The organism is Tardiphaga sp. 285_C5_N1_2 (genome assembly GCF_052076065.1).
GTDB lineage: Bacteria > Pseudomonadota > Alphaproteobacteria > Rhizobiales > Xanthobacteraceae > Tardiphaga > Tardiphaga robiniae.
On the sequence record NZ_CP197241.1, the window covers coordinates 1594171 to 1619210 of the forward strand.

At 62.7% G+C, this 25040-nt stretch carries 17 protein-coding genes; 15 read left to right on the forward strand and 2 right to left on the reverse strand.

Translation table 11 applies throughout. The annotated features are described in order from the left end of the window. Positions 1–244 precede the first annotated feature (244 nt). From AB7951_RS07485 to AB7951_RS07525, 9 genes are all read left to right on the forward strand, one after another. Positions 245–1768, forward strand: coding sequence for an altronate dehydratase family protein (locus tag AB7951_RS07485; protein WP_120292881.1), 1524 nt, complete (start codon positions 245–247; stop codon positions 1766–1768). 234 nt (positions 1769–2002) lie between these two features. Beyond that, the gene (locus AB7951_RS07490) at positions 2003–5290 is read left to right on the forward strand and encodes a transglutaminase family protein (protein WP_120292879.1); all 3288 of its coding nucleotides are present in this window, start codon (positions 2003–2005) and stop codon (positions 5288–5290) included. A gap of 31 nt (positions 5291–5321) precedes the next feature. Continuing rightward, complete coding sequence (locus AB7951_RS07495) at positions 5322–7829, forward strand: circularly permuted type 2 ATP-grasp protein (protein WP_441255721.1); 2508 nt, start codon at positions 5322–5324, stop codon at positions 7827–7829. Continuing rightward, positions 7826–8704 carry a transglutaminase family protein gene (locus tag AB7951_RS07500; protein WP_120292875.1) on the forward strand — a complete coding sequence of 293 codons (879 nt, stop codon included), beginning with the start codon at positions 7826–7828 and terminating at the stop codon, positions 8702–8704. The genes AB7951_RS07495 and AB7951_RS07500 overlap by 4 nt, the downstream gene beginning before the upstream one ends. Further along, complete coding sequence (locus AB7951_RS07505) at positions 8701–9900, forward strand: NAD(P)/FAD-dependent oxidoreductase (RefSeq protein ID WP_120292873.1); 1200 nt, start codon at positions 8701–8703, stop codon at positions 9898–9900. Before AB7951_RS07500 ends, AB7951_RS07505 begins: the two co-directional genes overlap by 4 nt. Before the next feature lie 32 nt (positions 9901–9932). Continuing rightward, the gene (locus AB7951_RS07510) at positions 9933–11315 is read left to right on the forward strand and encodes an ethanolamine ammonia-lyase subunit EutB (RefSeq protein ID WP_120292871.1); all 1383 of its coding nucleotides are present in this window, start codon (positions 9933–9935) and stop codon (positions 11313–11315) included. Positions 11316–11540: 225 nt separating this feature from the next. After that, positions 11541–13124 (forward strand): B12-binding domain-containing radical SAM protein, encoded by a 1584-nt coding sequence (locus AB7951_RS07515; RefSeq protein WP_089265078.1) that lies wholly within the window; start codon positions 11541–11543, stop codon positions 13122–13124. A gap of 16 nt (positions 13125–13140) precedes the next feature. After that, the gene (gene eutC / locus AB7951_RS07520; protein ID WP_120292869.1) at positions 13141–13926 is read left to right on the forward strand and encodes an ethanolamine ammonia-lyase subunit EutC; all 786 of its coding nucleotides are present in this window, start codon (positions 13141–13143) and stop codon (positions 13924–13926) included. Between the two features lie 247 nt (positions 13927–14173). Further along, entirely contained in the window at positions 14174–16513 is a 2340-nt protein-coding gene (locus AB7951_RS07525; protein WP_231079997.1) for an efflux RND transporter permease subunit, read from the forward strand. Between the two features lie 85 nt (positions 16514–16598). Here the strand turns inward: AB7951_RS07525 and AB7951_RS07530 are convergent, their stop codons facing one another. Further along, the gene (locus AB7951_RS07530) at positions 16599–17105 is read right to left on the reverse strand and encodes a hypothetical protein (RefSeq protein WP_120292867.1); all 507 of its coding nucleotides are present in this window, start codon (positions 17103–17105) and stop codon (positions 16599–16601) included. 439 nt (positions 17106–17544) lie between these two features. Between AB7951_RS07530 and AB7951_RS07535 the strand changes: the two genes are divergently transcribed. From AB7951_RS07535 to AB7951_RS07560, 6 genes are all read left to right on the forward strand, one after another. Continuing rightward, positions 17545–17787, forward strand: coding sequence for a cysteine rich repeat-containing protein (locus tag AB7951_RS07535; protein WP_068735855.1), 243 nt, complete (start codon positions 17545–17547; stop codon positions 17785–17787). Between the two features lie 231 nt (positions 17788–18018). Next, positions 18019–18900, forward strand: a complete 882-nt coding sequence (gene hpnC, locus AB7951_RS07540) for a squalene synthase HpnC (RefSeq protein WP_120292865.1) — start codon at positions 18019–18021, stop codon at positions 18898–18900. After that, the gene (gene hpnD, locus AB7951_RS07545) at positions 18897–19751 is read left to right on the forward strand and encodes a presqualene diphosphate synthase HpnD (protein ID WP_439066587.1); all 855 of its coding nucleotides are present in this window, start codon (positions 18897–18899) and stop codon (positions 19749–19751) included. The genes hpnC and hpnD overlap by 4 nt, the downstream gene beginning before the upstream one ends. Next, positions 19751–21001, forward strand: coding sequence for a hydroxysqualene dehydroxylase HpnE (gene hpnE / locus AB7951_RS07550; RefSeq protein WP_089265073.1), 1251 nt, complete (start codon positions 19751–19753; stop codon positions 20999–21001). Before hpnD ends, hpnE begins: the two co-directional genes overlap by 1 nt. Before the next feature lie 42 nt (positions 21002–21043). Beyond that, positions 21044–23017: a squalene--hopene cyclase gene (gene shc, locus AB7951_RS07555; RefSeq protein ID WP_441255722.1), complete on the forward strand. Its 1974-nt coding sequence runs from the start codon at positions 21044–21046 to the stop codon at positions 23015–23017. Continuing rightward, on the forward strand, positions 23014–23748 hold the full coding sequence (locus tag AB7951_RS07560; RefSeq protein WP_120292863.1) for a phosphorylase: 735 nt from the start codon (positions 23014–23016) through the stop codon (positions 23746–23748). The genes shc and AB7951_RS07560 overlap by 4 nt, the downstream gene beginning before the upstream one ends. A 104-nt stretch (positions 23749–23852) precedes the next feature. Here AB7951_RS07560 and hpnH read toward each other — a convergent pair whose 3' ends face one another. Beyond that, complete coding sequence (hpnH, locus tag AB7951_RS07565) at positions 23853–25022, reverse strand: adenosyl-hopene transferase HpnH (RefSeq protein WP_120292861.1); 1170 nt, start codon at positions 25020–25022, stop codon at positions 23853–23855. Between the last annotated feature and the right edge of the window lie 18 nt (positions 25023–25040).

The window sequence follows — 25040 nt, forward strand, 5'->3', positions numbered from 1 at the left end:
GAAGACCGCATTCGCATCAGGCCCAAGGGTGCAACGGGCACCCGGCGTTCCGCACGCCCTCTCACGGGGGCCGGGAATGCAAGCGACGACGGCGCCCCCGCGCCGCAAACAATGGGGGCGATGACGCATGTCTGATCGGCGTCATCATGGGCCACAGCGGGGCTGACGCCGCCTGCGTCTTTCAGCTAGAGTCATTCCAAACAAGAGGTCTGCCAGACCACAAAACGCGCGCGAGGAAATCCCGATGGCTCCATCTCCCGTCATTCGTCTGCATGACAACGACGCCGTATTGATCGCGCGCACCACGCTGCTGCCCGGTATCGAGGTGATGACAGGCGTCGTGACGTCGGAGCGCATCCCCGCGGGCCATAAGGTCGCGATCCGGCCCATCGCCACCGGCGAGGAGATCCGCCGCTATGGGCAGATCATCGGCTTTGCCACGCAGCCGATCGCGCCCGGCCAGCATGTCCATACGCAGAACATGGGCATGGGCGATTTCGATCGCGACTATGCTTACGGCGTCGACGTCAAGCCAACGCCGAATTTCGATCTGCCCGCCACCTTCATGGGTCTCAAGCGCAGCGATGGCCGCGTCGCCACGCGCAACTATATCGGTATCCTCACCTCGGTTAATTGCAGCGCCCATGTCGCCAGCATGGTCGCCGACGTGTTCAAGAAGAATCCCTTCACCGGGCACAATCCGCTCGCCGACTATCCCAATGTCGATGGCGTCGTTGCGCTCACCCACAAGACGGGCTGCGGCATGACGCAGGACGAGCCGCTCACCTTGCTGCGACGGACGCTCGGCGGCTATGCGCGGCACGTGAACTTCTCCCATGTGGTCGTGCTCGGCCTCGGCTGCGAGATCAACCAGATCGGTGGCTTGATGCAGGAGCAGAAGCTCGCCGGACGCCTGCGCGAAATGCAGATCCAGGAAATCGGCGGCACCCGCAAGACCACGGAAGCGGGCGTTGCCTTCGTCAATGAAGTGTTGGCCGATGCCAACAACGTCACGCGCGAGGAAGTCTCTGCCAGCGAGTTGACGGTCGCTCTGCAATGCGGTGGCTCCGACGGCTATTCCGGTATCTCCGCCAATCCGGCGCTCGGCGCGGCGAGCGATCTGCTGGTGCGCCATGGCGGCACCGTGGTGCTGTCGGAAACGCCGGAGACCTATGGCGCCGAACATCTGCTGACGCGCCGCGCGGTGTCGCGCGAGGTCGGCGAGAAACTGGTCGGGCTGATGCGCTGGTGGGATGCCTATTGCGAACGCGAGGGCGCCGAGATGAACGCCAATCCGAGCCCCGGCAACAAGGCCGGCGGCCTCACGACGATTTTGGAAAAGTCGCTCGGCGCGATGGCCAAGGCCGGCTCGACCAATCTCGTCGATGTGCTGAACTATGCCGAGACGATCACCAAGAAGGGTTTTGTGTTCATGGACACGCCCGGCTACGACCCCGTCGCCGCGACGGGGCAGGTCGCCGGCGGCGCCAATCTCGTCTGCTTCACCACCGGCCGCGGCAGCGTGTTCGGCTGCAAGCCAGCACCGTCCATCAAGCTCGCCACCAACACGCCGATGTTCAAGCGCATGGAAGAGGACATGGACATCAATTGCGGAACCATCCTCGATGGCGACGAGACGGTCGGGGAATGCGGCCAGCGCATCTTTGAGCTGATGCTCAAGACCGCCTCCGGCGCGCCGACCAAGAGCGAAAGCTTCGATTTCGGCGGCGCGGAGTTCGCGCCCTGGGTCTTGGGCGCGACGATGTGAGGGGGACCGCTGCTCCGTCCTCATCCTGAGGAGCGGCGCACTTGCGCCGCGTCTCGAAGGATGGCCCAGCACTCCGATTGATGGTTCGAGACGTGCGCCAAGCGGCGCGCTCCTCACTATGAGGGCTGAGTTAGGTGAAGCGCCCCCAATCGAGGCACATCGTGCCCGTTGTTAGAGCTTGATCCCTGGCACCTCCGGTGTTCTGCTTAAAAAAGCTGCTGGAGTTGCGCCACTGTGTCGATCTTCGTCGCACTGAACCACGTCACCCATTACAAATATGATCGGCCGATCACGCTGGGGCCGCAGACCATCCGGCTGCGACCCGCGCCGCATGCGCGCACGCCGATTCTGAGTTATTCGCTGAAGGTCACGCCGACCAATCACTTCGTGAACTGGCAGCAGGATCCGCAAGGCAACTGGCTGGCGCGCTTCGTCTTCCCGGAACCGGCGAATGAGCTGAAGATCGAGGTCGACTTCACCGCCGAAATGACCGTGATCAATCCGTTCGACTTCTTCGTCGAGCCCTATGCCGAGACGTTTCCGTTTGCTTATACCGATGACCTGAAGAGCGAACTCGCGCCCTATATGGCGACGACCGAACCAGGTCCGCGCTTCACCGCCTATATGGCAGAGATCGCGAAGGAAGCGCCGAACACGGTGAACTTCCTCGTCGATCTCAATGCGCGCCTGCGCGAGAAGGTCAACTACATCATCCGCATGGAGCCCGGCGTGCAGTCTCCGGAAGAGACGCTGCTGTCCGGGGCGGGCTCATGCCGCGACTCTGCGTGGCTCCTGATCGAGACGCTGCGCCATCTCGGTCTCGCTGCGCGTTTCGTCTCCGGCTATCTGATCCAGTTGCGGCCGGACATCGATCCGATCGAAGGACCGCCTGAAGTCGAGGCGGACTTCACGGACCTGCACGCCTGGGCGGAAGTCTATATCCCCGGCGCCGGCTGGGTCGGTTTCGATGCGACGTCGGGTATGCTGACGGGCGAGGGGCACGTCCCAGTTGCGGCGACGCCGCATTTCCGGTCGGCGGCGCCGATCTCCGGCATGGCGGGCTTCGCCGAAGTCGAGTTCGCTTTCGCGATGGGCGTCAAACGTATTCGCGAGGCGCCGCGGATCACCAAGCCGTTCTCGGATGAATCCTGGGCCAGGCTCGATGCGCTCGGCGAGAAGGTCGACGCCGATCTCAAAGCCCATGATGTGCGGCTCACCATGGGCGGCGAGCCGACATTCGTCTCCGTCGACGATATGGAATCGCCGGAGTGGAATACGGCCGCCGTCGGTCCCACCAAACGCGGTCTCGGCGACGATCTGATCCGCCGGTTGCGCACGCGTTTTGCGCCCGGTGGCCTGATGCATTACGGGCAGGGCAAATGGTATCCCGGCGAAAGTCTGCCGCGCTGGGCGTTCGGCCTTTATTGGCGCAAGGATGGCGTGCCGATCTGGAAGAACGATGCGCTGATCTCACGGATCGAAGGCCCGCGCAGCGCCGATATCGGCGGTGCCGAGCGTTTTGCCGAAGGCACCGCGCGGCGGCTTGGCCTGCCGAAGGACTATGTTATTCCGGCCTTCGAGGATCCCGTCTATTGGGAGCAGAAGGAATCGAACCTGCCGAACAATGTCGTGCCCGGCGACTCCAAATTGCCCGATCCGGAGGAACGTGCGCGCATGGCGCGGGTCTTCGAACATGGACTCGACAGGCCGAAGGGGTTCGTGCTGCCGATCCAGCGCTGGAATGCGGAGACAGCCGCCGACAGACGCTGGCGGTCCGAGCGATGGAAGCTGCGCCGTGGCAACCTGTTCCTGACGCCCGGCGATTCACCGATGGGCCTGCGCCTGCCGTTGTCGTCGCTGCCGCATCTCACCGAAGAGGAATATCCGTTCATCGTCGAGCAGGATCCGCTGGAGCCGCGCGGCGACATGCCGGTGTTCGACGAAATCGCGTCTGCGGAAAACCAGCCTGCCGCGCAATATGTCCAGGAGCAACAAATTCGTTCCGGCGGTGTACGCACGGCGATGTCGATTGAAATTCGTGACGGCATTCTCTGTGCCTTCATGCCGCCGGTCGAGAAGTTTGAAGATTATCTCGAACTGGTGACGGCGCTGGAGGCGACGGCCGAAGAACTGCAGATGCAGGTGCATGTCGAAGGCTATCCGCCGCCGTTCGATCCGCGCGTCGAGGTCATCAAGGTGACGCCGGATCCCGGCGTGCTGGAGATCAACATCCATCCCGCCTCGAGCTGGCGCGAGGCCGTCGATACCACGACGTTTCTCTATGAGGAGGCCGCGAAGACGCGGCTCGGCGCCAACAAGTTTCTGCTCGATGGTCGTCACACCGGCACCGGTGGTGGCAATCACGTGGTGGTCGGCGGCAGCTCGCCGGCTGACTCGCCGTTCCTGCGTCGGCCGGATCTCCTGAAGAGCCTCGTGCTGTATTGGCAGCGCCATCCATCGCTGTCCTATCTGTTCTCCGGCATGTTCATCGGTCCGACCAGTCAGGCACCGCGCATCGACGAAGCACGGCATGACGGTCTCTATGAACTGGAGATCGCACTGGCGCAGGTGCCGCCACCCGGTGGAAAGGCGCCGCTGTGGCTGGTCGATCGGCTGTTCCGGCACATCCTCGTCGATATCACCGGCAATACCCATCGCGCCGAAATCTGTATCGACAAGCTCTATTCGCCGGATGGCACGACAGGTCGTCTCGGTCTCGTCGAATTCCGTGCGCTGGAGATGCCGCCCGATCCGCGAATGTCGCTGGCGCAGCAGCTGTTGATCCGCGCGCTGATCGCCCGGATGTGGCGCGAGCCGCAGGACGGCAAATTCGTCCGCTGGGGCACGGCGCTGCATGATCGCTTCATGCTGCCGCATTTCCTGTGGGAGGATTTCCAGGACGTGCTGAGTGAACTCGGCCGGTCCGGTTACGAATTCTCCAAGGAATGGTTCGAGGCCCAGCTCGAATTCCGCTTCCCCGTCTTCGGCCATGTCACCTATGGCGGCGTGACGCTGGAAGTCCGTCAGGCGCTGGAACCCTGGCATGTGCTGGGCGAGGAGGGGTCGGCCGGCGGCACCGTGCGCTATGTTGATTCCTCGGTGGAGCGGCTGCAATTGAAGGCCAACGGCTTTACGCCGGGGCGGCACATCATTACCTGTAACGGCCGGGCGCTGCCGATGACCGATACCGGCCGGGCCGGCGAGGTGGTCGCCGGCGTCCGCTTCAAGGCCTGGCAGCCGGCGTCCGGCCTGCACCCGACGATTCCGGTCCATGCGCCGCTGGTCTTCGACATTTATGACAGCTGGAATCGGCGGTCGCTCGGCGGCTGCGTCTATCATGTGGCGCATCCCGGCGGCCGCAATTACGAGACAAAACCGGTCAATGCCTATGAGGCGGAGGCCCGGCGGCTGGCCCGTTTCGAGGAGATCGGCCACACGCCCGGCGAAATCGCCCCGCCAAGGGCAGAACGCACACTTGAATTCCCATTGACCCTCGACTTGCGAACGCCTCTCCTGCATTGAGAATGCAGGCAGTTTGGGCTGGAGAGTCGGAATGACGGGACAGGCCGGTCAGGGGAAAAAGCCCCGTCCGGGACATCGTAAAGTCGCGCAATGGACCCGCGACTACGAGCGGCTGCCCGGGATTCCCGACGAATTCATCGCCCAGGACGGCACGCCCCGCGAGGTCTGGACGCGTTTCTTCGAGGCCTTCGGCGCCATGGCGCCCGCCGAGATCGAACGCCGCTTCGGCTCTGCCGACCGTCATCTCCGGGAAGCCGGCGTCACCTACCGCGCGCCCGGCGAAATCGCCGACCGGATCTGGCCACTCAGCCATGTGCCGCTCCTGATCGACGAATCCGAATGGCTGCAGATTTCAGCGGCAATGACGCAGCGTGCGGAGTTGCTGGAGAAGATTCTCGGCGATCTCTATGGCGATGCCAGCCTCGTCGCGTCCGGCGCGTTCCCGGCGGCGGCGATTGCCGGCAGTTCGGAATATCTGCGTGCGATGCGCGGCGTGAAACCGCCGGGTGGGCGCTATCTCAACGTCTATGCGGCCGATCTCGGTCGCGGTCCCGATGGCCGCTGGTGGGTGCTCGGCGATCGCACACAAGCGCCGTCCGGCATGGGCTATGCGCTGGAAAACCGATTGGTGCTGTCGCGCGCCTTCACCGACCTCTACAAGTCGATGAATGTCGAACGCGTCGCGCCGTTCTTCGAAGCCTTCCGCGACAGTCTGCGTGCCTCGGCCGATCGCGACGAGCCGCGCGTCGGCCTGTTGTCGCCGGGGCCGTTCAGCGAAACCTATTTCGAACACGCGACGCTGGCGCGCTATCTCGGTTTCCTGCTGGTGGAAGGCGACGACCTCGCAGTGTCCGGCGACCGCGTGCACATCCGCACTGTGGCCGGCTTGAAGCGCCTTGATGTGCTGCTGCGCCGCGTGGATGCCAATTCGCTCGACCCGCTGGAGCTCGATGCCTCGTCGCAGCTCGGTGTGCCCGGGCTGATCGACGTTGTCAGAAAGAATGGCGTCGTCGTCGCCAACATGCCTGGCTCCGGCGTGATGGAAGCGCGCGCGCTGCTGGGCTTCCTGCCAAGCTTGAGCCGGAAGCTGCTCGGCGAACCACTCAAGATGCCGCATATCGCGACCTGGTGGTGCGGCCAGAAATCGGCGCGCGAGGAAGTGCTGGCGCGGCTCGACGACTTTGCCATCGAAGGCGCCTATGGCGGAGCGGTGCCCGGTTTCCCTGGCTACTCGCCGGTGCTGCCGTCGCAGCTCTCGCCAAGCGAGCGCGAGCGTCTGAAGGCAGCGATCTCCAATCGCGGCGTCGATTATGTCGGGCAGGAGCTGGTGCAGCTGTCGACCACGCCGGTCTGGGACAATGGCCGGCTCGCGCCACGTCCGTTCGTGCTGCGCGTCTTCGCGGCGGCGACGCCTGAGGGCTGGACCGTCATGCCCGGCGGCTTCTGCCGTATTGCGGATCAACCGGATGCCCGCGCAGTCTCCATGGGCGCGGGCGCACGCGCCGCCGACGTCTGGGTCGTGGCCGACAAGGCCGTCCCTGCCTCGACGCTGCTGCCGGCCGTCGACAATGTTCGTATCCGCCGCATCGCCGGCTGGGTGCCGAGCCGGGCCGCCGACAATCTGTTCTGGCTCGGGCGCTATCTCGAGCGCGCGGAGTCCACGCTGCGTCTGATTCGTGCACTCAGCGTGCCGCAGCGCGATCCCGGCAAGGGCGGCGCCACCGGGCAGCAATCGATCGAGCGCATCCAGCGCATGCTGATGACCTGGGGCGCGACATCGCTCACCTCGCGCTCCCAGCCGGCCAAGATCGCGGCTCAGGCATTGCAGGGCGAAGAGCAGTTTGGCTCAGCGCTATCGCTGGTGCGCTCTGCATTGCGGACCGCCACCTCGCTGCGCGAACGGCTGTCCCCCGACGCCTGGCAGGTCATCACCGAAATGGCCGAGCGGCTTGCGCATGAAGTCGAAGATGACGATGACGTCGTCAGTGCGGCCGAACTCACGCTGCAGGAACTGGCGAGCTTCGCCGGTCTCGCGCAGGAAAACATGAACCGAGCCGCGGGCTGGCGTTTCCTCGAAATGGGGCGCCGTGCCGAACGCGCCATCAACACCACGCGCTTTGCGCGGCAATTCGCGTCCGACGAGGCGACGAGCGACGATCTCGATATCCTGCTGACGCTGGTCGATTGCCAGATCACCTATCGCTCGCGTTATCTCGTTGGTCCGCTATTGGCACCGGTCCGCGATCTCGTGGTGCTCGATCCCTATAACCCGCGCTCGGTGGCATTCCAAGTCTCGGCACTAAATGATCACATCGCCAGCCTGCCGACGCTGAAGGAGAACGGCCTGATGGAACGGCCGCAGCGGCTGGCGGTGGCGCTGCGTTCGTCGCTGGTCACCGGCGAGGCATCCGAAATCCACACCAAGTCACTGTTTGCGCTGGAGCAGGATCTGCTGACGCTCGCGGATTCCATCGGCCTGCATTACTTCCCGCACGGTGCTAGCGCGTCGCGCCCGGAAAAGCTGACGGGGCTGGCGTGATCTACGAAATCCGCCATGTCACGACCTATAGCTATGAAAGCCCGGTGAGCTATGCGCGCTGCTCGCTGCGGCTGCAGCCCAATAGCAGCGCCGGGCAGCAACTGGTCTCGCACAGCGTCGATATCAAGCCGCTGCCGGCGGCCCGCGCCATGCGGACGGATTTCTTCGGCACGCCGACGGAAAGCGTGTTGATCGAAACCCCGCATCGGGTGCTGCGGATAGACAGCCGGTCGCGCGTCTATGTCGAACGTTTTGCGCCGGGGCGCGGCGACGACAGCCCTTCCTGGGAGAGCGTCCGCGAGGCGGCGTTCGATTCCAGCGACCTCAGCGGTGCCTCGCCGATCGGCTATGTCTTCGCCAGTCCGCTGGTGCCGATCATCGATGCCGTCACGGACTATGCGGCGGTGAGCTTTACCGAAGGCCGCGGGATTCTCGCGGGCGCCGTCGATCTGATGCATCGCATCCGCACCGAGTTCAAATACGATCCGAAGGCCACGGTGATCTCGACGCCGTTGCAGGAGGTGCTGGATAAGCGCCACGGCGTCTGTCAGGATTTTGCGCATATCATGATTGCGGGCATGCGCGGGCTCGGTTTGCCCGCGGCGTATGTCAGCGGCTATCTGCGCACCATTCCCCCGCCGGGCAAGGAACGCCTGCAGGGCGCCGACGCAACCCATGCCTGGGTGTCGGTCTGGTGTGGTGAGGAACTCGGTTGGATCGGCTTCGATCCGACCAACGACATTTTGGTCGAGAACGATCATATCGTACTGGCGATCGGCCGCGACTTCTCCGACGTGTCACCGGTGGATGGCGTGATCGTCGGTGCCCGCAAGCAGAAGCTCGCCGTCGCCGTCGACGTGCTGTTGCTGGAATGACCATCGTCCGTCGCGCGCATAACACGGCCGACATCGTCATTCTCGGCGCCGGTGCGGCCGGCCTGATGTGCGCCGGCATTGCGGGGCAACGCGGTCGCTCGGTGATGCTGCTGGAGCAGGCGAGGGCGCCGGGCGAGAAGATCCGCATCTCCGGCGGTGGGCGCTGCAATTTCACCAACCTGCATACGTCGCCGGCGAATTTCCTTTCGCAGAACCCGCAATTCTGTAAATCCGCACTGAAGGGTTTCACCCAGCAGGAGTTCATCGCGCTGGTCGAGAAATATCGCATCGCCTATCACGAAAAGACGCGCGGGCAATTGTTCTGCGATGGCTCGTCCCAGCAAATCATCGACATGCTGCTGGACGAAAACCGCCGCGGCGATGTGCAGATGCGGCTCGGCGTCGGCATTCTCGGTGTGACGAAGAACGACAGCGGCTTTGTGGTCGCCACCGATCAGGGCGAGTATCGCGGCCAGTCGCTGGTGATCGCCACCGGCGGGCCCTCGATCCCGAAAATGGGTGCAAGTGCCTTCGGCTACAAGCTGGCGCAGCAGTTCGGGCTGAAGATGATCGCGCCGCGCGCCGCATTGGTGCCGTTGACCTTCGATGTCGCAGCGCTCGCGCAATTCAAGGATCTCGCAGGCGTTGCCGTTGATGCCGTCGTCAGCGTCGGCAAGACCAAATTCGACGAGGCGCTGCTGTTCACCCATCGCGGTCTCAGCGGGCCGGCGATCTTGCAGATTTCGTCCTATTGGCGCGACGGGCTCGATGTCGTCATCGACATGGCCCCGACGCGCGATGTGCTCGCCGCCTTGAAGGAGGCACGCCGCGAACGACCGCGGCAGGAACTGGCGACGGTGCTCGGCGATATGCTGCCCAAGCGATTGGCCCAGATGATCGCCGACAAGATCGTCGGCCCGCCGCGGCTGGCGGATTTTTCGGACAAGCTTCTGGCGTCGGTAGCCGCTGCAGTGAAGGAATGGCGCGTGCGGCCGAATGGCACCGAAGGTTATCGCACGGCCGAGGTGACGCTCGGAGGTGTGGACACCACAGAACTGTCATCGAAAACGTTCGAAGCGACGTCGGTGCCGGGGCTGTATTTCATCGGCGAGGTCGTCGATGTTACCGGCCATCTCGGCGGCTTCAATTTCCAATGGGCGTGGTCGTCGGGCGTTGCCGCGGGGCGGCACGTCTAGACAGCCTCCGGCGAATATCCAACAATCCGGCCATGATCTATCGCCACGCCATCGGTGACCATACGCATGTCTTCGCGGATCTGCGCGACCTCATGGCCAAGGCAACGCCGCCGCGCTCCGGCGACAGGTTGGCCGGGATTGCAGCCGAGACCACCGAGCAGATGATCGCCGCGCGGATGGCGCTCGCGGATGTGCCGCTCAAACAGTTCCTGCAGGAAATGGTCGTGCCTTACGAGGACGATGAGGTCACGCGTCTTATCGTCGATACGCATGATGCCGCCGCATTCTCCACGATCTCGTCGCTGACCGTCGGCGGCTTTCGCGACTGGTTGCTGTCAGACACGGCCACGCCGCAAGTCCTTCAGACCGTCGCCCGCGGCATCACCCCGGAAATGGCCGCCGCGGTATCGAAACTGATGCGCAATCAGGACCTGATCCTGGTGGCCAGGAAGTGCGAGGTGATCACGCGCTTTCGCAATACGATCGGGTTGCGCGGGTGCATGAGCGTGCGGTTGCAGCCGAACCACCCATTCGACGATATCAGGGGCATCACGGCATCCATTCTCGACGGGCTGATGCTCGGCTCCGGCGATGCCTGCATCGGCATCAATCCGGCAAGCGACGATCCCGCAGTGCTGGGCGGGTTGGTGCGGTTGCTCGACGATGTCATCACCAAGCTGGATATTCCGACCCAGAGTTGCGTGCTCACCCATGTCACGACCAGCCTTGATCTGATCAACCAGGGCGCCCCGGTCGATCTGGTGTTTCAGTCGATCGCCGGGACCGAAGCCGCCAATAAAAGTTTCGGCATCGATCTGGCGATCTTGAAAGAAGCTCATGCCGCCGGGCTCTCGCTGAAACGTGGCTCGCTCGGCCAGAACGTCATGTATTTCGAGACCGGGCAGGGCTCGGCTCTGTCGGCCAACGCCCATCACGGCGTCGATCAGCAGACTTTGGAGGCGCGGGCCTATGCGGTTGCGCGGGCGTTCGATCCACTATTGGTGAACAGCGTCGTCGGCTTCATCGGCCCCGAATATCTCTATGATGGCAAGGAGATCATCCGTGCCGGGCTGGAGGATCATTTCTGTGGCAAGCTGCTCGGCCTGCCGCTAGGGGTCGACGTCTGTTACACCAACCATGCCGAAGCCGATCAGGACGACATGGACAATCTGCTGACGCTGCTCGCGGCGGCCGGTGTGACCTTCGTCATGGGCGTCCCCGGCGCCGACGACGTGATGCTGAATTACCAGTCGACGTCATTTCACGACGCGCTCTATATCCGCGACCTCTTTGGGCTCAAACGCGCACCGGAATTCGACGACTGGCTGCAGCGGGTCGGGCTCGCCGGAGCGGACCTTCGCATTCGCGACCGCGAAGGCCTGCTGCCCGATCTGGCCGCACGTCTGATCGCCTGACGTCAATAAACCGTCATAAGGCTTGGCGCTTTGTGCGCACTTGCGCGGAGCTGGTCACGACCTTGTCACCGCCTGCCACAATCTTGAAGAAATTCTGGCCCAGATTCGGACGTCGTGATTAGATCGCTCAAAGTATTCGGCAGGAGTGGAACGGTTTTAGCTCGGCGACGTTATTGAAGGTTCAGCGCTTATGGGGACCGCTGATGCATTCACAGAGGAATTTTGATGAGAGCTGAGGGCAGGCAGACGGTCCGGCGCATCCTGTGCGTCTTTCCGCGATACACGTCTTCATTTGGTACGTTTGAATATTCATATCCTCTGACCGACGGCGTTCAGGCCTTCATGCCTCCCCAGGGCTTGCTGCTGATTGCCGCATATATGCCCGAGAACTGGGAAGTCCGTTTCATCGACGAGAACATCCGCGCCGCCACGCCCAATGATTTCCTGTGGGCCGAAGTTGTGCTGGTGTCAGGCATGCACATCCAGCGTACGCAGATGAACGACATCTGCTACCGCGCGCATTCCTACGATCTTCCGGTGGCGATCGGAGGGCCGTCGGTCTCGTCATGCCCCGATTACTACCCGGCTTTCGACTATCTCCATATCGGCGAACTCGGTGATGCCACCGATCAACTGATCGATATCCTGGAAAAGGATACGTCGCGCCCGGACCAGCAGGTCGTGCTGAAGACCACCGACCGTCTGGACATGACCAGGTTTCCGATTCCGGCCTATGAACTGGCCGATATTCCGCGCTACTTCCTGGGCAGCATCCAGTATTCCTCGGGCTGCCCGTATCAGTGCGAATTCTGCGATATCCCCGGCCTCTATGGTCGCAATCCGCGCCTGAAGTCGCCTGAGCAGATCACCGCCGAACTCGACAAGCTGCTCGAATGCGGCATCATGGGCTCAGTGTATTTCGTCGATGACAACTTCATCGGCAACCGCAAGGCCGCACTCGATCTGCTGCCGCATCTGGTCGAATGGCAGAAGAGGACCGGTTTTGTCTTGCGCCTGTCCTGCGAGGCGACGCTGAACATCGCCAAGCGGCCGGAAATCCTTTCGCTGATGCGCGAAGCCTGGTTCGGCACGATCTTCTGCGGCATCGAGACGCCCGATCCCGTCGCCCTCAAGGCGATGAAGAAGGATCACAACATGATGGTCCCCATCATGGAGGCGATCGAGACGCTGAACAGCTTTGGCATGGAAGTCGTGTCCGGCATCATCCTCGGCCTCGATACCGACAAGCCCGAGACCGGCCAGCATTTGCTCGAGTTCGTGGAAACGTCACAGATTCCGCTTCTGACCATCAACCTGCTGCAGGCGCTGCCGCAGACGCCGCTTTGGGACAGGTTGAAGAAGGAAGGACGCCTGAACGAGGACGAGGGGCGCGATTCCAACGTCGACTTCCTGTTGCCGTATGAGGACGTGGTGAAAAGCTGGCGGCGCGCCATGGGTAGCGCCTATGTGCCGGAGAAGCTGCTCGAGCGCTTCGAGTACCAGATCCGCCACACCTATCCGAACCGTATCAAGCCGCCGATCGGGGCCATGCTGACCTGGAAGAGCATCCGGCTCGGGCTGGTGATGTTGCGCAACATCTTCTGGAAGGTCGGTGTGCTTGGTGATTACAAGCGGGCGTTCTGGAAATTCGCGCTCCGTCGGCTGGCCCGTGGCGAGATCGAATATCTCATCAGCGGGATCATGGTGGCGCACCACCTGATCAACTTTGCCCGCGATGCGTCCGGTGGTCAGACCAACGCGTCCTATTATTCGTTGAAGCTGCAGGACGCTGCCGTTCCGGCCGAATGAGCGATAGGCTGGCGTCATGACAGATCGGAATGATGTGACGCCACCTTCGCCGCAGCGCTCCCTCGCGGAGCTGCGGGCGCTGACCCCGGCGCGTGTGGGTCTCGGCCGGGCCGGAGCCAGTCTGACCACGCAGGCCCTGCTTGATTTCACGCTCGATCATGCCCGCGCACGTGACGCGGTCCATGCGCCCTTCGAGGCTGAAGCCATCGCGGTCGTATTGGCCGGGCAGGGGACGAACGCGTTGGTCGTGACGAGCCAGGTCGCGGATCGGGCCGACTATCTCAAGCGCCCCGATCTCGGCCGCCGACTGTCTCGCGAGTCACAGGAGATGCTTAAAGGTCGCGACAGCGCCGCGTGCGATCTGGTGATCGTGATTGCGGACGGCCTGTCTCCGGCTGCGGTCAATGCGCACGCGCTTGGCCTGCTGGGTGCCTTAATGCCCAAATTGGCGGGGGTCGGGATCGGCGCTGTTGTGGTTGCCGGCGGCGCCAGAGTCGCGCTCGGCGACGAGATCGGTGCGTTATTGAGGGCCCGGATGACGATCATGCTGATCGGGGAACGTCCGGGTCTCTCGGCGCCGCAGAGTCTCGGCGCCTACCTGACCTTCGCACCGCAGCCGGGTCTGACGGACGCTGCGCGCAACTGCGTGTCGAACATCCAGGCGGCCGGTCTGTCCTTCGAGGAGGCAGCGAGCAAGATTGCCTGGCTGGCGCGCGAAGGGCTGAATCGCAATATGACCGGTGTGGCTCTGAAAGACGAAAGCGGACTGCAACTGGTAGCACCGCTCGTTGCACCAGCATGAAACAACAGCCTCTGCGCTCCATTTTGTGACCTGAAACGCAACCTCTGCGCGCTCGCCGCCTTGCGATGTGTCATACAGACCTGCTACATCTGCCCGCGGCAAATTTACCGCATGTTTTCAAGGGCTAGCGCTGTTCGGTCTCGCCGATTCCAGCCTTACTACTGCCCGCGACGCTTGCTAGGCAGACGCCGCTGACGACAGGACTGGACAGGGTATGCACGATACGGTTCCCCCCCACGACGCGGATATGAATAAATTGCGCAAGGGGCCGATCAGCATCGCCTTCGGGCTCGAGCGCATCGGTCTGATCGCGGTGAAGGCGCCGGTCCTGTCCTGCGTGATCCTGCTCGCGCTGGTGATCGGTGCGATCTTTGGCATCCAGCGTATCAAGATCGACGATTCGCTGAGCCAGCTATTTCGTTCTGACAGCAAGGAATACAAGCAATACGAGGAAGTGACGAAGCGCTTCCCGTCCACCGAGTTCGACGTGCTCGTGGTGCTCGAAGGCAAGACGCTGCTTGCGCGCGACAATCTTGGAAAGATGCGCGACCTTGTCACCGACCTGCAATTGGTCGATGGCGTGCGGGGGCTGATCTCGATCTTCTCGGCGCGTCAGACGCCGGCCCCCGGCAAGTTGCCGGCAGCGCTGTTTCCCAACGATCTTCCTGAAGGCGCCGACTACGACAAGTTCATCGAGACGGTGAAGCAGAACGAGCTGATCCGCGGCAAGCTTTTGTCCGACGATGGAACTCTGGCGCTGGTGGTGCTGTCGCTCGACCCGGCCGTGGTCAGCAACAGCAAGCTCAGCACCGTCGTCGCCGATATCCGCAAGACCATGAATGAGGACCTGGCCAATAGCGGTCTGACCAAGGAATTGTCGGGCGTGCCGGTGATGCAGCTCGAAATCCGCAACGCGGTCGAGCGCGACGGCCTGATCTATAACATCGCCGGCATCCTCGCCGGCTGCGTCATTGCGATCATCTTCTTCCGCAAGATCTCGTTCATGATCATCGCGGCGTTTCCGCCGCTGCTGGCGATCCTGTTGTCGCTCGGCGCGCTCGGCTGGGCCGGCTTCAGCCTCAACATGTTCCTCAATGTGATGACGCCGCTGATTATGGTGATCAGTTTTGCGGACTCGATGCAGCTCACTTTCGCGGCGCGTGACCGGTTGATCGCAGGCGAGGACAAGTATTCGGCATTTACGAATGCGGTTCGTGTCGTGGGTCCCGCCTGCGTCCTCACCCATGGCACCGCCGGCATTTCGTTCCTGGCGTTGCAGTTCTCCGACTCGGACCTGATCCGCGCCTTCGGCGAGGCCGGCCTCACGGCCACCATCATCGCACTGGTTGCGGTGCTGTCGCTGGTGCCGGTGTTCGGCGTGCTGCTGGTGCGTAACGAGAAGATTTTCGCTGCCAAGTTCCAGACCGCCGATGCCGGCGTGCAGGCGCTGCGCGCCTTCTGCTACTGGATCGCGGTGCGCATGGTCGGCCGTCCTGGCCTGTTCAGCCTGATCTCGCTCGTCGTCGTCGTTGGTCTCGGGATCGTTTACGCCAATCTCGAGCCGCGCTATCGGCTGGCCGATCAGGTGCCGGACAAGGAGCAGGCGGTCGCGGCCAGCGGACGGCTCGACGCCAAGCTGACCGGCGCCAATCCAATCGACGTGCTGATCGAATTTCCGAAGGGCGCGGATCTCTATTCGCCGGACACGTTGGCGACCATCGCCGAAGTCCACGCCATGGTCGAGAAGCAGGCCGGTGTGGGTAACGTCTGGTCGCTGGAGACGTTGCGGCGCTGGCTTGCGGAAAAGGCCGGTTCGTCGGATGTCGCGACGCTGAAGGAATATGTCAGCGTCATCCCTGAGCATCTGGTGCGCCGCTTCATCTCGGCGGATCAGACGGCGGTGGTGGTGTCTGGCCGTGTGCCCGACAGCGATTCGAGCAAGATCCTGCCGGTGGTCGACAAGCTCGACAATGCGCTGAATGCCGTTCGCACCAAGCACCCGGGCTATGAGATCGCGGTGACCGGCCTCTCGGCGATCGCGGCGCGTAACAGCGCCGGCATGATCGAGAAGCTCAATCACGGCCTGACCATCGAGTTCGGTCTGGTCGCGGTGTTCATCGGCCTCGCATTCCGGTCGTGGGTGGTGATGCTGGCCTGTATTCTGCCGGGCATCTTCCCGGTGGTGCTGGCCGGCTTCGTGCTGTGGCTGCTCGGGGAGGGGCTGCAATTCGCCAGTGTGGTGGCACTCACGGTGTCATTCGGCCTCGGCCTCAGCGCGACGATTCACTTCCTCAACCGGCTGCGGCTGGAAGACACGCCGGGCACCGATCCCGCGATCGCCGTCGAGCGTGCGACTGTGCTCGTTGGTCCCGCGTTGATCCTGACGACGGTGGTGCTGGCCTGCGGCCTCGTGGTGACGGTGTTCTCGGATCTGCCGTCGCTGCGGCTATTCGGCTGGCTCAGCGCCTTTTCGATGGTCGCGGCACTGGTGGCCGATCTGTTCATCCTGCGCCCGACCGCGATGTGGCTGATCAATCTGCAGCAGCGCCTTACGGGCAGTTCGGTTCTTGCGAAGCAAGAGAAGTAATCAACCGCGCATAGCAAGGACGATCAAATAAAAAAGCCCCCGGATCGCTCCGGGGGCTTTTTTGTGAATGGCGTGGAAGCCGGCGTCAGCTCTTGACCATGTTGATCGAGACGCCGCGAATTTCACCCTTGGAGCTGATCGATACCGACTGCTTGTTGCCGCGGGTCGTCAGCGTGATGTTGGCGGCAAAACCCGCAGCCTCGACGAAGACGTCGATCTGGCCGCCGCCGGCCTTGCCGACCAGATTGCCGTAGACGTTGCGGCTGGCTTCGCTCCAGCTGCCGGACACGTTGTTGCCCTGGCTGGTGACATTGCTGGAGAGGTCGAACTTGTAGCTGTCGCTGGCGCAGCGCAGCGTCTGGGCCAGCGCGCTGCCGCCGCCATCCACCTTGTAGGTCGCCCGGCAGCGAATGCGCTCCGAGGAGCCGTCCGACATGGAGACCGTTCCGGTACCGCTCCAGGCCCCGTCGAAGCCGGCGAACGGTCCGGACTGGGCATGGCCTGTGGACACTGACAACAGCAGGATCGCGCCAGCGCCAGCGCCAGCGGCCTTGAAGGCGTGCCCGAACCGCTTTGCAGAATGGAATGTCATGTAAGTTTTCCCAAAATAGCGCTGTGTAACCGAGTTATGCCGCGCCTCATCGAAGCTTAAGTGTCGCTGCATATCTTTAGGTTCAATAGAGCGATCATAATTGGACGATTGTAAAAGTAACATGTCACCGCCCACAAGCGCGAAGGTTCCCGGAGCGGAACGGGTGGAGGTCATGCGCGTCTGAACAATTGTCCTAAAACCTTATCTTGTCCTGCGGGGGTGGCTTCGGCCGGCCCTGCAGCTGGTGCGGCCATGTGCGCAAGTTTTCGCCGCATTTATTCGTGTCTGTGGGGGCGGGAATGTTCTGTGTCCTGATTGCATCCATCGCCGCGAATTCGCCGATGTGCCTGAAGATAAAGCCTTCCCGGCGATGCGAATGTTTCAGTTTATGCTATGCACCACACGGGCTGTGATCTCGTCACCATACTGAAGGAAGACAATGCGTAAATTTCTCCTGGTACTGTCCGTGCTTTCCGCATCTGCCTCGACCGGCGCATTGGCCCAGCAAAACCAGCCCCGCAGCGGCACCGACGCGGAGCAGAAGGCCTGCACCCGCGACGTGCAGAAGCTCTGCCGCGCCGTCATGGATCAGGGCGACCTCGTGGTTCTGTCCTGCCTGAAGGAAAACCGCCCCAAGATCAGCAAGGCCTGCAACGACGTGCTGGTCAGCCACGGCCAATAACCCCGCCCTAATGCGAGATTCCGGGCTCGTGGCGCCGTTTTGGTCTCGCCGCGAGCCCGCCAAGACGTGATCCGGTCCGGCACTGGCTGCGGCCGAAAGTGGCATATTGGCATTGGTCTCACGGGCCAATTTGCCCTATATGGGGGCTCGCGGCCGACCCCGCCTGCCGGTATTACCGGACCTTGGCGGCCCCCGAGCCACCCTGTTCAAATCCAACGTAGCCAGTTCTGGATGACCCCTGCGAGCGAACTGCGATCCGGCAAGACCGATCGTGACGAGAATTTTCCTGTCGCGTCGTGGATTATCCATCCGCGCCACCGGGCGCTGATTCTTGCCTTCTATAATTTCGTCCGGACCGCAGACGACATTGCCGATCACGCGCTGCTCGATGCGCCGGCGAAGCTGGCCCTGCTCGACGAGCTGGAGGCCGACCTGCTCGGTCAGGGTGACGGCCAGGCCGAAGCGGTGATCCTGCGCGAGGCGCTCCAGATGCGCGAGATGCCCCCGCGTCATGCGCTCGACGTCCTGACAGCTTTTCGGATGGACGTGACCAAGCTGCGCTACGCCGACTGGGATGAGCTCATTCATTATTGTTCGTTCTCGGCGATGCCGGTCGGACGTTTCATGCTCGACGTGCACGGCGAAAGCAAAGCCACCTGGCCGGCGTCGGATGCGCTGTGCGCGGCGTTGCAGATCAACAATCACCTGCAGGATTGCGGCAACGACTATCGCGATCTCGATCGGGTCTACATTCCGCAGGACACGCTGGACCGGCACGGGGCCTCGGTGGAAGATCTCAAGCAGGCGAAGGCGTCGCCGGCGCTGCTGGCCTGTATTCGCGAGCTGGTCGCCAAGACCGAGACCCTGATGCATGAGAGCGAGACACTGACGGTCCATATTGCGGACGTCCGGCTGGGCTGTGATGTCGCCGTCATCGAGACCTTCGCCTGGCAGATACTGAAGATGCTGAAGACGCGCGATCCGCTGAGTGAGAAGGTCCATCTCTCGAAGGCCAGCATGGCTGGCTACGCGCTAGCCGGCATTGCCGGCGGGCTGTGGCGCCGCGCCACCACCAGCGCGCCGATGCCTCGTTCGACGACGCCGGGCGCATGAACCAGATGACGAGCCAGGTGAATAATAGCGAATCTCAGAGCGAGGTTCAGGGCGTTGCTGCCGGCAGCTCGTTCTATGCCGCGATGCGCATTCTGCCGCGTGCCCAGCGCGATGCGATGTTCCAGATCTACAGCTTCTGCCGTCAGGTCGACGATATCGCGGATTCCGATGGTCCGCGCGACGTCAGGCTCGCCGACATGCAGCAGTGGCGCGCAGATATCGATGCGCTCTATGCAGGCAATCCGCCGGCGCGGGTGCGCGACTATGTCGGGCCGATCAAGCAGTTCGGCATGCGCAAGGAGGATTTCATCGCCGTCATCGACGGCATGGAGATGGATATCCCCGCGGATATCCGTGCGCCCGATGACGCAACGCTCGATCTGTATTGCGATCGTGTTGCCAGTGCCGTCGGCCGCCTATCGGTGAAGGTGTTCGGCATGCCGGACGAAGATGGCATTCTGCTTGCGCATCATCTCGGCCGTGCGCTGCAGATCACCAATATCCTGCGCGATATCGACGAAGACGCCGGTATCGGTCGTCTCTATCTGCCGCGTGAGCTGCTCTATCACGCCGGCATCACGTCGAGCGATCCCGACGTGGTGCGCGCCAGCCCGGCATTGCCGAAGGTCTGTGTGCCGCTGGTGAAGCGGGCGCAGGCGCATTTCGAAAAATCCGACGAGATCATGGCGCGCAACAAGCGCCGCGTGGTGCGCGCGCCGCGGATCATGTCGAAATATTATCACGCCATCCTGGAATTGCTGGTGGCGCGCGGCTTTGCTTTGCCGCGCGACCCCGTTCGTCTCGGCAAGGCCTCCAAGATAGCGATCCTGCTGCGATACGCGATCATCTGATGCAAAAGACCGCTCATATCATTGGTGCCGGCGTTTCCGGCCTGTCGGCCGCCGTGCGTCTCGTCAATGCCGGCTTCAAGGTCCACGTCCATGAGGCGACGCAGCAGGCCGGCGGCCGCTGCCGGTCGTATTTCGACGCGCAGACACAGCTCCAGATCGACAATGGCAACCATCTGGTTCTGTCGGGCAACAGCCATGTCGTCGCTTATGCAAAGTCGATCGGCACTGAAGCAGGGCTGGTTGGTCCGCAGCGGGCGCAATTTGCATTTGCCGATGCCAAGACTGGCAAGCGCTGGCAGCTCGATCTCGGCGATGGCAAGATCCCGACATGGTTGTTCGACAAGACGCGCCGCGTCCCGGACACATCAGTCGCCGATTATCTCGCGCTGTCGCCGCTGATCTGGTCATCGAATAGTCGCCTGGTCGGCGATGCCATTCGCTGTGAAGGCGTCCTCTACGATCGTCTGGTACAGCCACTGTTGCTGGCCGCGCTCAATGTCGATCCGCCGGAAGGTTCGGCTGGTCTGGCCGGCGCCATCGTGCGCGAAACGCTGCTGGCAGGCGGCCAGGCGTGCCGCCCGCTGATCGCGCGCGCTGGTCTTAGCGATGTTCTGGTCGAGCCTGCGATCGAATTGCTGCGTGCCAAGGGCGCCGGCGTTCATTTTGGCCATGAGCTGCGCGGTTACACCATGAGTGGTGATCGCGTCACCGAGCTGAAGTTTGGCGCTGATGACGTCATCACGCTTGGTGCGGACGACGTCGTGGTGATGGCTGTTCCGCCATGGGCCGCGAAGTCGCTATTGCCTGGTGTGAAGACGCCGACCGAATTCCGCGCGATCGTGAATGCGCATTTCAATTATGTTCCGCCAGCAGGCCACGCGCCGCTGATTGGCGTTGTCGGCGGTGTGGTGGAATGGCTGTTTGCTTTCCACAATCGCCTGTCGATCACGATCAGCAATGGCGATCGTTTCGTGAACACGCCACGCGAACAGTTTGCGCAACAGATCTGGGACGAGATCTGCAAGATTTCGAATATCCAGGCGCCACTGCCGGCGTGGCAGATCGTGCGCGAGCGCCGCGCCACTTTTGCAGCTACGCCTGCCCAAGATGCCCTGCGTCCGGGCACGCGCACCGATTTCAAGAATCTTTTTCTCGCGGGCGATTGGACCGATACCGGTCTGCCGGCGACTATTGAGGGATCGGTGCGGTCGGGTGACCGCGCGGCCGATCTCGTTCTGGCGATGCGCTGACTGTTGCGCAGCCAGACGATCATTCACGACGAGTACGGAGATATGGCGAGCGAGATGCATTCGGTCAGTCCAGAGACCACAATTCAGAACGCGGCGCTCGAGACGAGCATCGCTTCGGCGAAGCAGGGCCTGCTGAAGTTCCGGCAGCCTGACGGCCATTGGGTATTTGAGCTCGAAGCCGACGGCACGATCCCGTCAGAATACGTGTTGTTGCGGCACTACCTCGGCGAGCCCGTCGATGCCGAGCTTGAAGGCAAGATCGCCAACTATCTGCGCCGCACCCAGGGCAAGCATGGCGGCTGGGCGCTGGTGCAGGACGGCGACTTCGATATGAGCGCCAGCGTGAAAGTGTATTTCGCGCTGAAGATGATCGGCGATTCGACCGACGCGCCGCATATGGTCCGCGCCCGCGAAGCGATCCGCTCGCGCGGCGGCGCCGTCAACGTCAACGTCTTCACGCGCTTCCTGCTGGCGATGTTCGGCATCCTCTCGTGGCGCGCCACTCCGGTGCTGCCGGTCGAGATCATGCTGCTGCCGATGTGGTTTCCGTTCCACCTCAACAAGATGTCCTACTGGGCGCGCACCACGATCGTGCCGCTCATGGTGCTCGCAGCGCTGAAGCCGCGCGCGCAGAACAAGAAGGGCGTCGGCATCGACGAGCTGTTCCTGGAAGATCCATCCAGGATCGGTGGCATTAAACGCGCGCCGCATCAGAGTCGCGCGATGTTCGCCTTCTTCACCGGTATCGATATTCTGCTCCGCGCCGCCGAACCGTATTTCCCAAAGAAACTCCGCGCCCATTCGATCGCGAAAGCCGTCGAGTTCTGCGAGGAGCGCCTGAACGGCGAAGACGGTCTCGGCGCGATCTATCCGCCGATGGCCAATATGGTCATGATGTATGAAGTGCTCGGCTTCCCCGCCGACTATCCGCCCCGCGCCATCCAGCGCCGCGGTATCGACAAACTTCTGATTGTCGGTGAGGTCGAAGCCTATTGCCAGCCTTGCGTATCGCCAGTGTGGGACACCGCGCTGACCGCGCATGCGATGCTGGAGACCGGCGGCGATGAAGCGTTCGGTCCGGCGAAAGAAGGGCTCGACTGGCTGGCCACGAAGCAGGTGCTCGACGTGAAGGGCGACTGGGCGGTGAAGCGGCCGGACCTGCGTCCGGGCGGCTGGGCGTTCCAGTACAACAACGCCTATTACCCGGATCTCGACGATACGGCCGTGGTGATGATGGCGATGGACCGCGCGCGCCGTCAGACTGGTGGCAAGGAATACGACGTTGCGCTCGATCGCGGTCGGGAGTGGATCCTGGGCATGCAGAGCAGCGACGGCGGTTTCGCGGCGTTCGAGGTCGATAACCTCGAATATTACCTCAACAACATCCCGTTCTCGGACCATGGCGCACTGCTCGATCCGCCGACAGAGGACGTCACCGCGCGCTGCGTCTCGATGCTGGCGCAGCTTGGCGATACCGTCGAGACCTCGAAGCCGCTGGCAGACGGTGTGGAATATCTGCGCCGTACCCAGCTCGCGGAGGGCTCCTGGTATGGCCGCTGGGGCCTGAACTACATCTACGGCACCTGGTCGGTGCTGTGTGCGCTGAATGCTGTTGGCATCGATCACCAGGATCCAGCGTTCCGCAAGGCGGTGGGCTGGCTGCTGTCGATCCAGAACGAGGACGGCGGCTGGGGCGAAGATGCGGTCAGCTATCGACTCGACTACAAGGGATTCGAGGCGGCCCCGAGCACGTCGTCGCAAACGGCATGGGCTTTGCTTGCCCTGATGGCGGCAGGCGAGGTCGATAATCCGGCTGTCGCCCGTGGAACGCGGTACCTGATGGACACACAGACGGAAAAAGGACTCTGGGACGAGGCCCGTTACACCGCTACCGGCTTCCCCCGTGTGTTTTATCTGCGTTATCATGGCTACTCGAAATTCTTCCCGCTCTGGGCGTTGGCGCGGTTCCGGAATTTGAAGAGCACCAACAGCAAGACCGTAGGGGTTGGGATGTGATTTTGGGCGATGGGGGCATTTCGACCGCGGGTGATACAACCGACCCGCGGCCGGTATTGATCGTCACGGGGCTGGTCCAGGAAGCGAAGATCGCTGCCGGGCCGGGCATGACCGTCATTTGCAGTTCAAGCGACCCCGTCCAGCTCCGCAGCCTGCTGGCTGACTTCGACCCCGCCACCATCCGCGGCGTCATCAGCTTCGGCGTCGCCGGCGGCCTCGATCCCGATCTCAAATCAGGCGCTGTCGTTGTGGCCACGGAAGTGGTGGCCGGTAACAGCCGTTGGTCAGCGTCCGAGGTCCTTAGCGACGAACTGATCGCCGGTGCCGGCGTCGGCCGCCAGAAGGTGTTTCGCGGCGGTCTGGTTGGTGTCGAAAAGGTCGTGACGGGGCAGGCCGGCAAGGCCGCGCTGCGCTCGGAATTCGGCGCCGCTGCCGTCGATATGGAAAGCCACATCGCCGCGGAATTTGCCGCCATGGCCGGACTGCCGTTCGCCGCACTGCGCGTCGTCAGCGATCCCGCCCATCGCGCCCTGCCGGAAATCGCCACCACTGCGATCAAACCCAATGGTGATGTCGATCTGCGCAAGGTGCTGCGCGGCATCGCCCGCAATCCGCTGGTGATTCGGGCGCTGGTTTCGACCGGGCGCGACTTCAATCGCGCGCTACGCAGCCTGCGCGACTGCCGCAGCTATCTGCTGGGTCACACCAACCTCGTTTCCGCGGACGTCTGAGCGCTGCTCTAGCAGTGTTTGCCGGGCGTCTCGCGAATTCAATCTTTCAAAGAAAAAGGGCGCGATCTGCATCGCGCCCTTTTTTATATTCAGCTTGAAATCGCTCAGGCGGCGGTCGAAGCCTTCTGCGCCTTTTCCTCTGCCTTGGCGGCAGCGGCGACAGCTTCTTCCTTGCGGATGTCCGACAGGCGCTTCTGCACTTCCGACGAGAACACGTACTGCGCCGGGCGCTGCTTGGTGAGGTCGATTTCCGGCGCCATCGGGCCCGACGTTTTCACGCCGCGCATCGCCACCCACATCGCCTTGAACGGGTTGCTGATGGCTGCGTCCGCGGCGGTCGGCTCGTAGCCGCAATGGGCCATACAGTCGGCGCACTTCTCGTACTTGCCGGTGCCGTAGGTGTCCCAATCGGTGGTGTCCATCAATTCCTTGAAGGTCTTGGTGTAGCCTTCACCGAGCAGGTAGCAGGGCTTCTGCCAGCCGAAGATGTTACGTGCGGGCATGCCCCACGGCTTGCACTCGTATTCCTGGTTGCCGGCGAGGAAGTCCAGGAACAGGCCGGAATGCATGATGTTCCACTTCTTGCCCTTGCCGAGTGCAAAGACGTCGCGGAACAGCTTCTTGGTCTTGGTGCGGTTCAGGAAGTGCTCCTGATCCGGTGCGCGCTCATAGGCATAACCGGGCGACATCGAGACGCCGACGCCGAGCTCCACGGTGAAGTCGAGGAACTTGGCAATGTCCTCGGCCGCGTGGCCGTCAAAGATGGTCGCGTTAACGTTGACGGCGAAGCCCTTGGCCTTGGCGGCCTTGATCGCGGAGACGGCGCGGTCGAACACGCCTTCCTGCGACACGGCCTTGTCGTGATGATCCTTGAGACCGTCGAGATGCACCGAGAAGAACAGGTAGGGCGATGGCGTGAACAGGTCGAGCTTCTTCTCAAGCAGCAGCGCGTTGGTGCAGAGCGAGACGAACTTCTTGCGCTCGACCAGGCCCCGCACGATCTCGCCGATTTCCTTGTGGATCAGCGGCTCGCCGCCCGGGATCGCAACCATCGGCGCGCCGCACTCGTCCGCAGCATCCCAGCATTCCTGCGCCGACATGCGGCGATTGAGGATAGCGTTCGGATAGTCGATCTTGCCACAGCCGACACAGGCCAGGTTGCAGCGGAAAAGTGGCTCCAGCATCAGCACCAGCGGATAGCGCTTCTGGCCAGTCAGCTTCTTCTTCAACAGATAGGAGCCGATCTTCATTTCTTTAAAAAACGGAATGGCCATTTCGAATTTTCTCTCTGC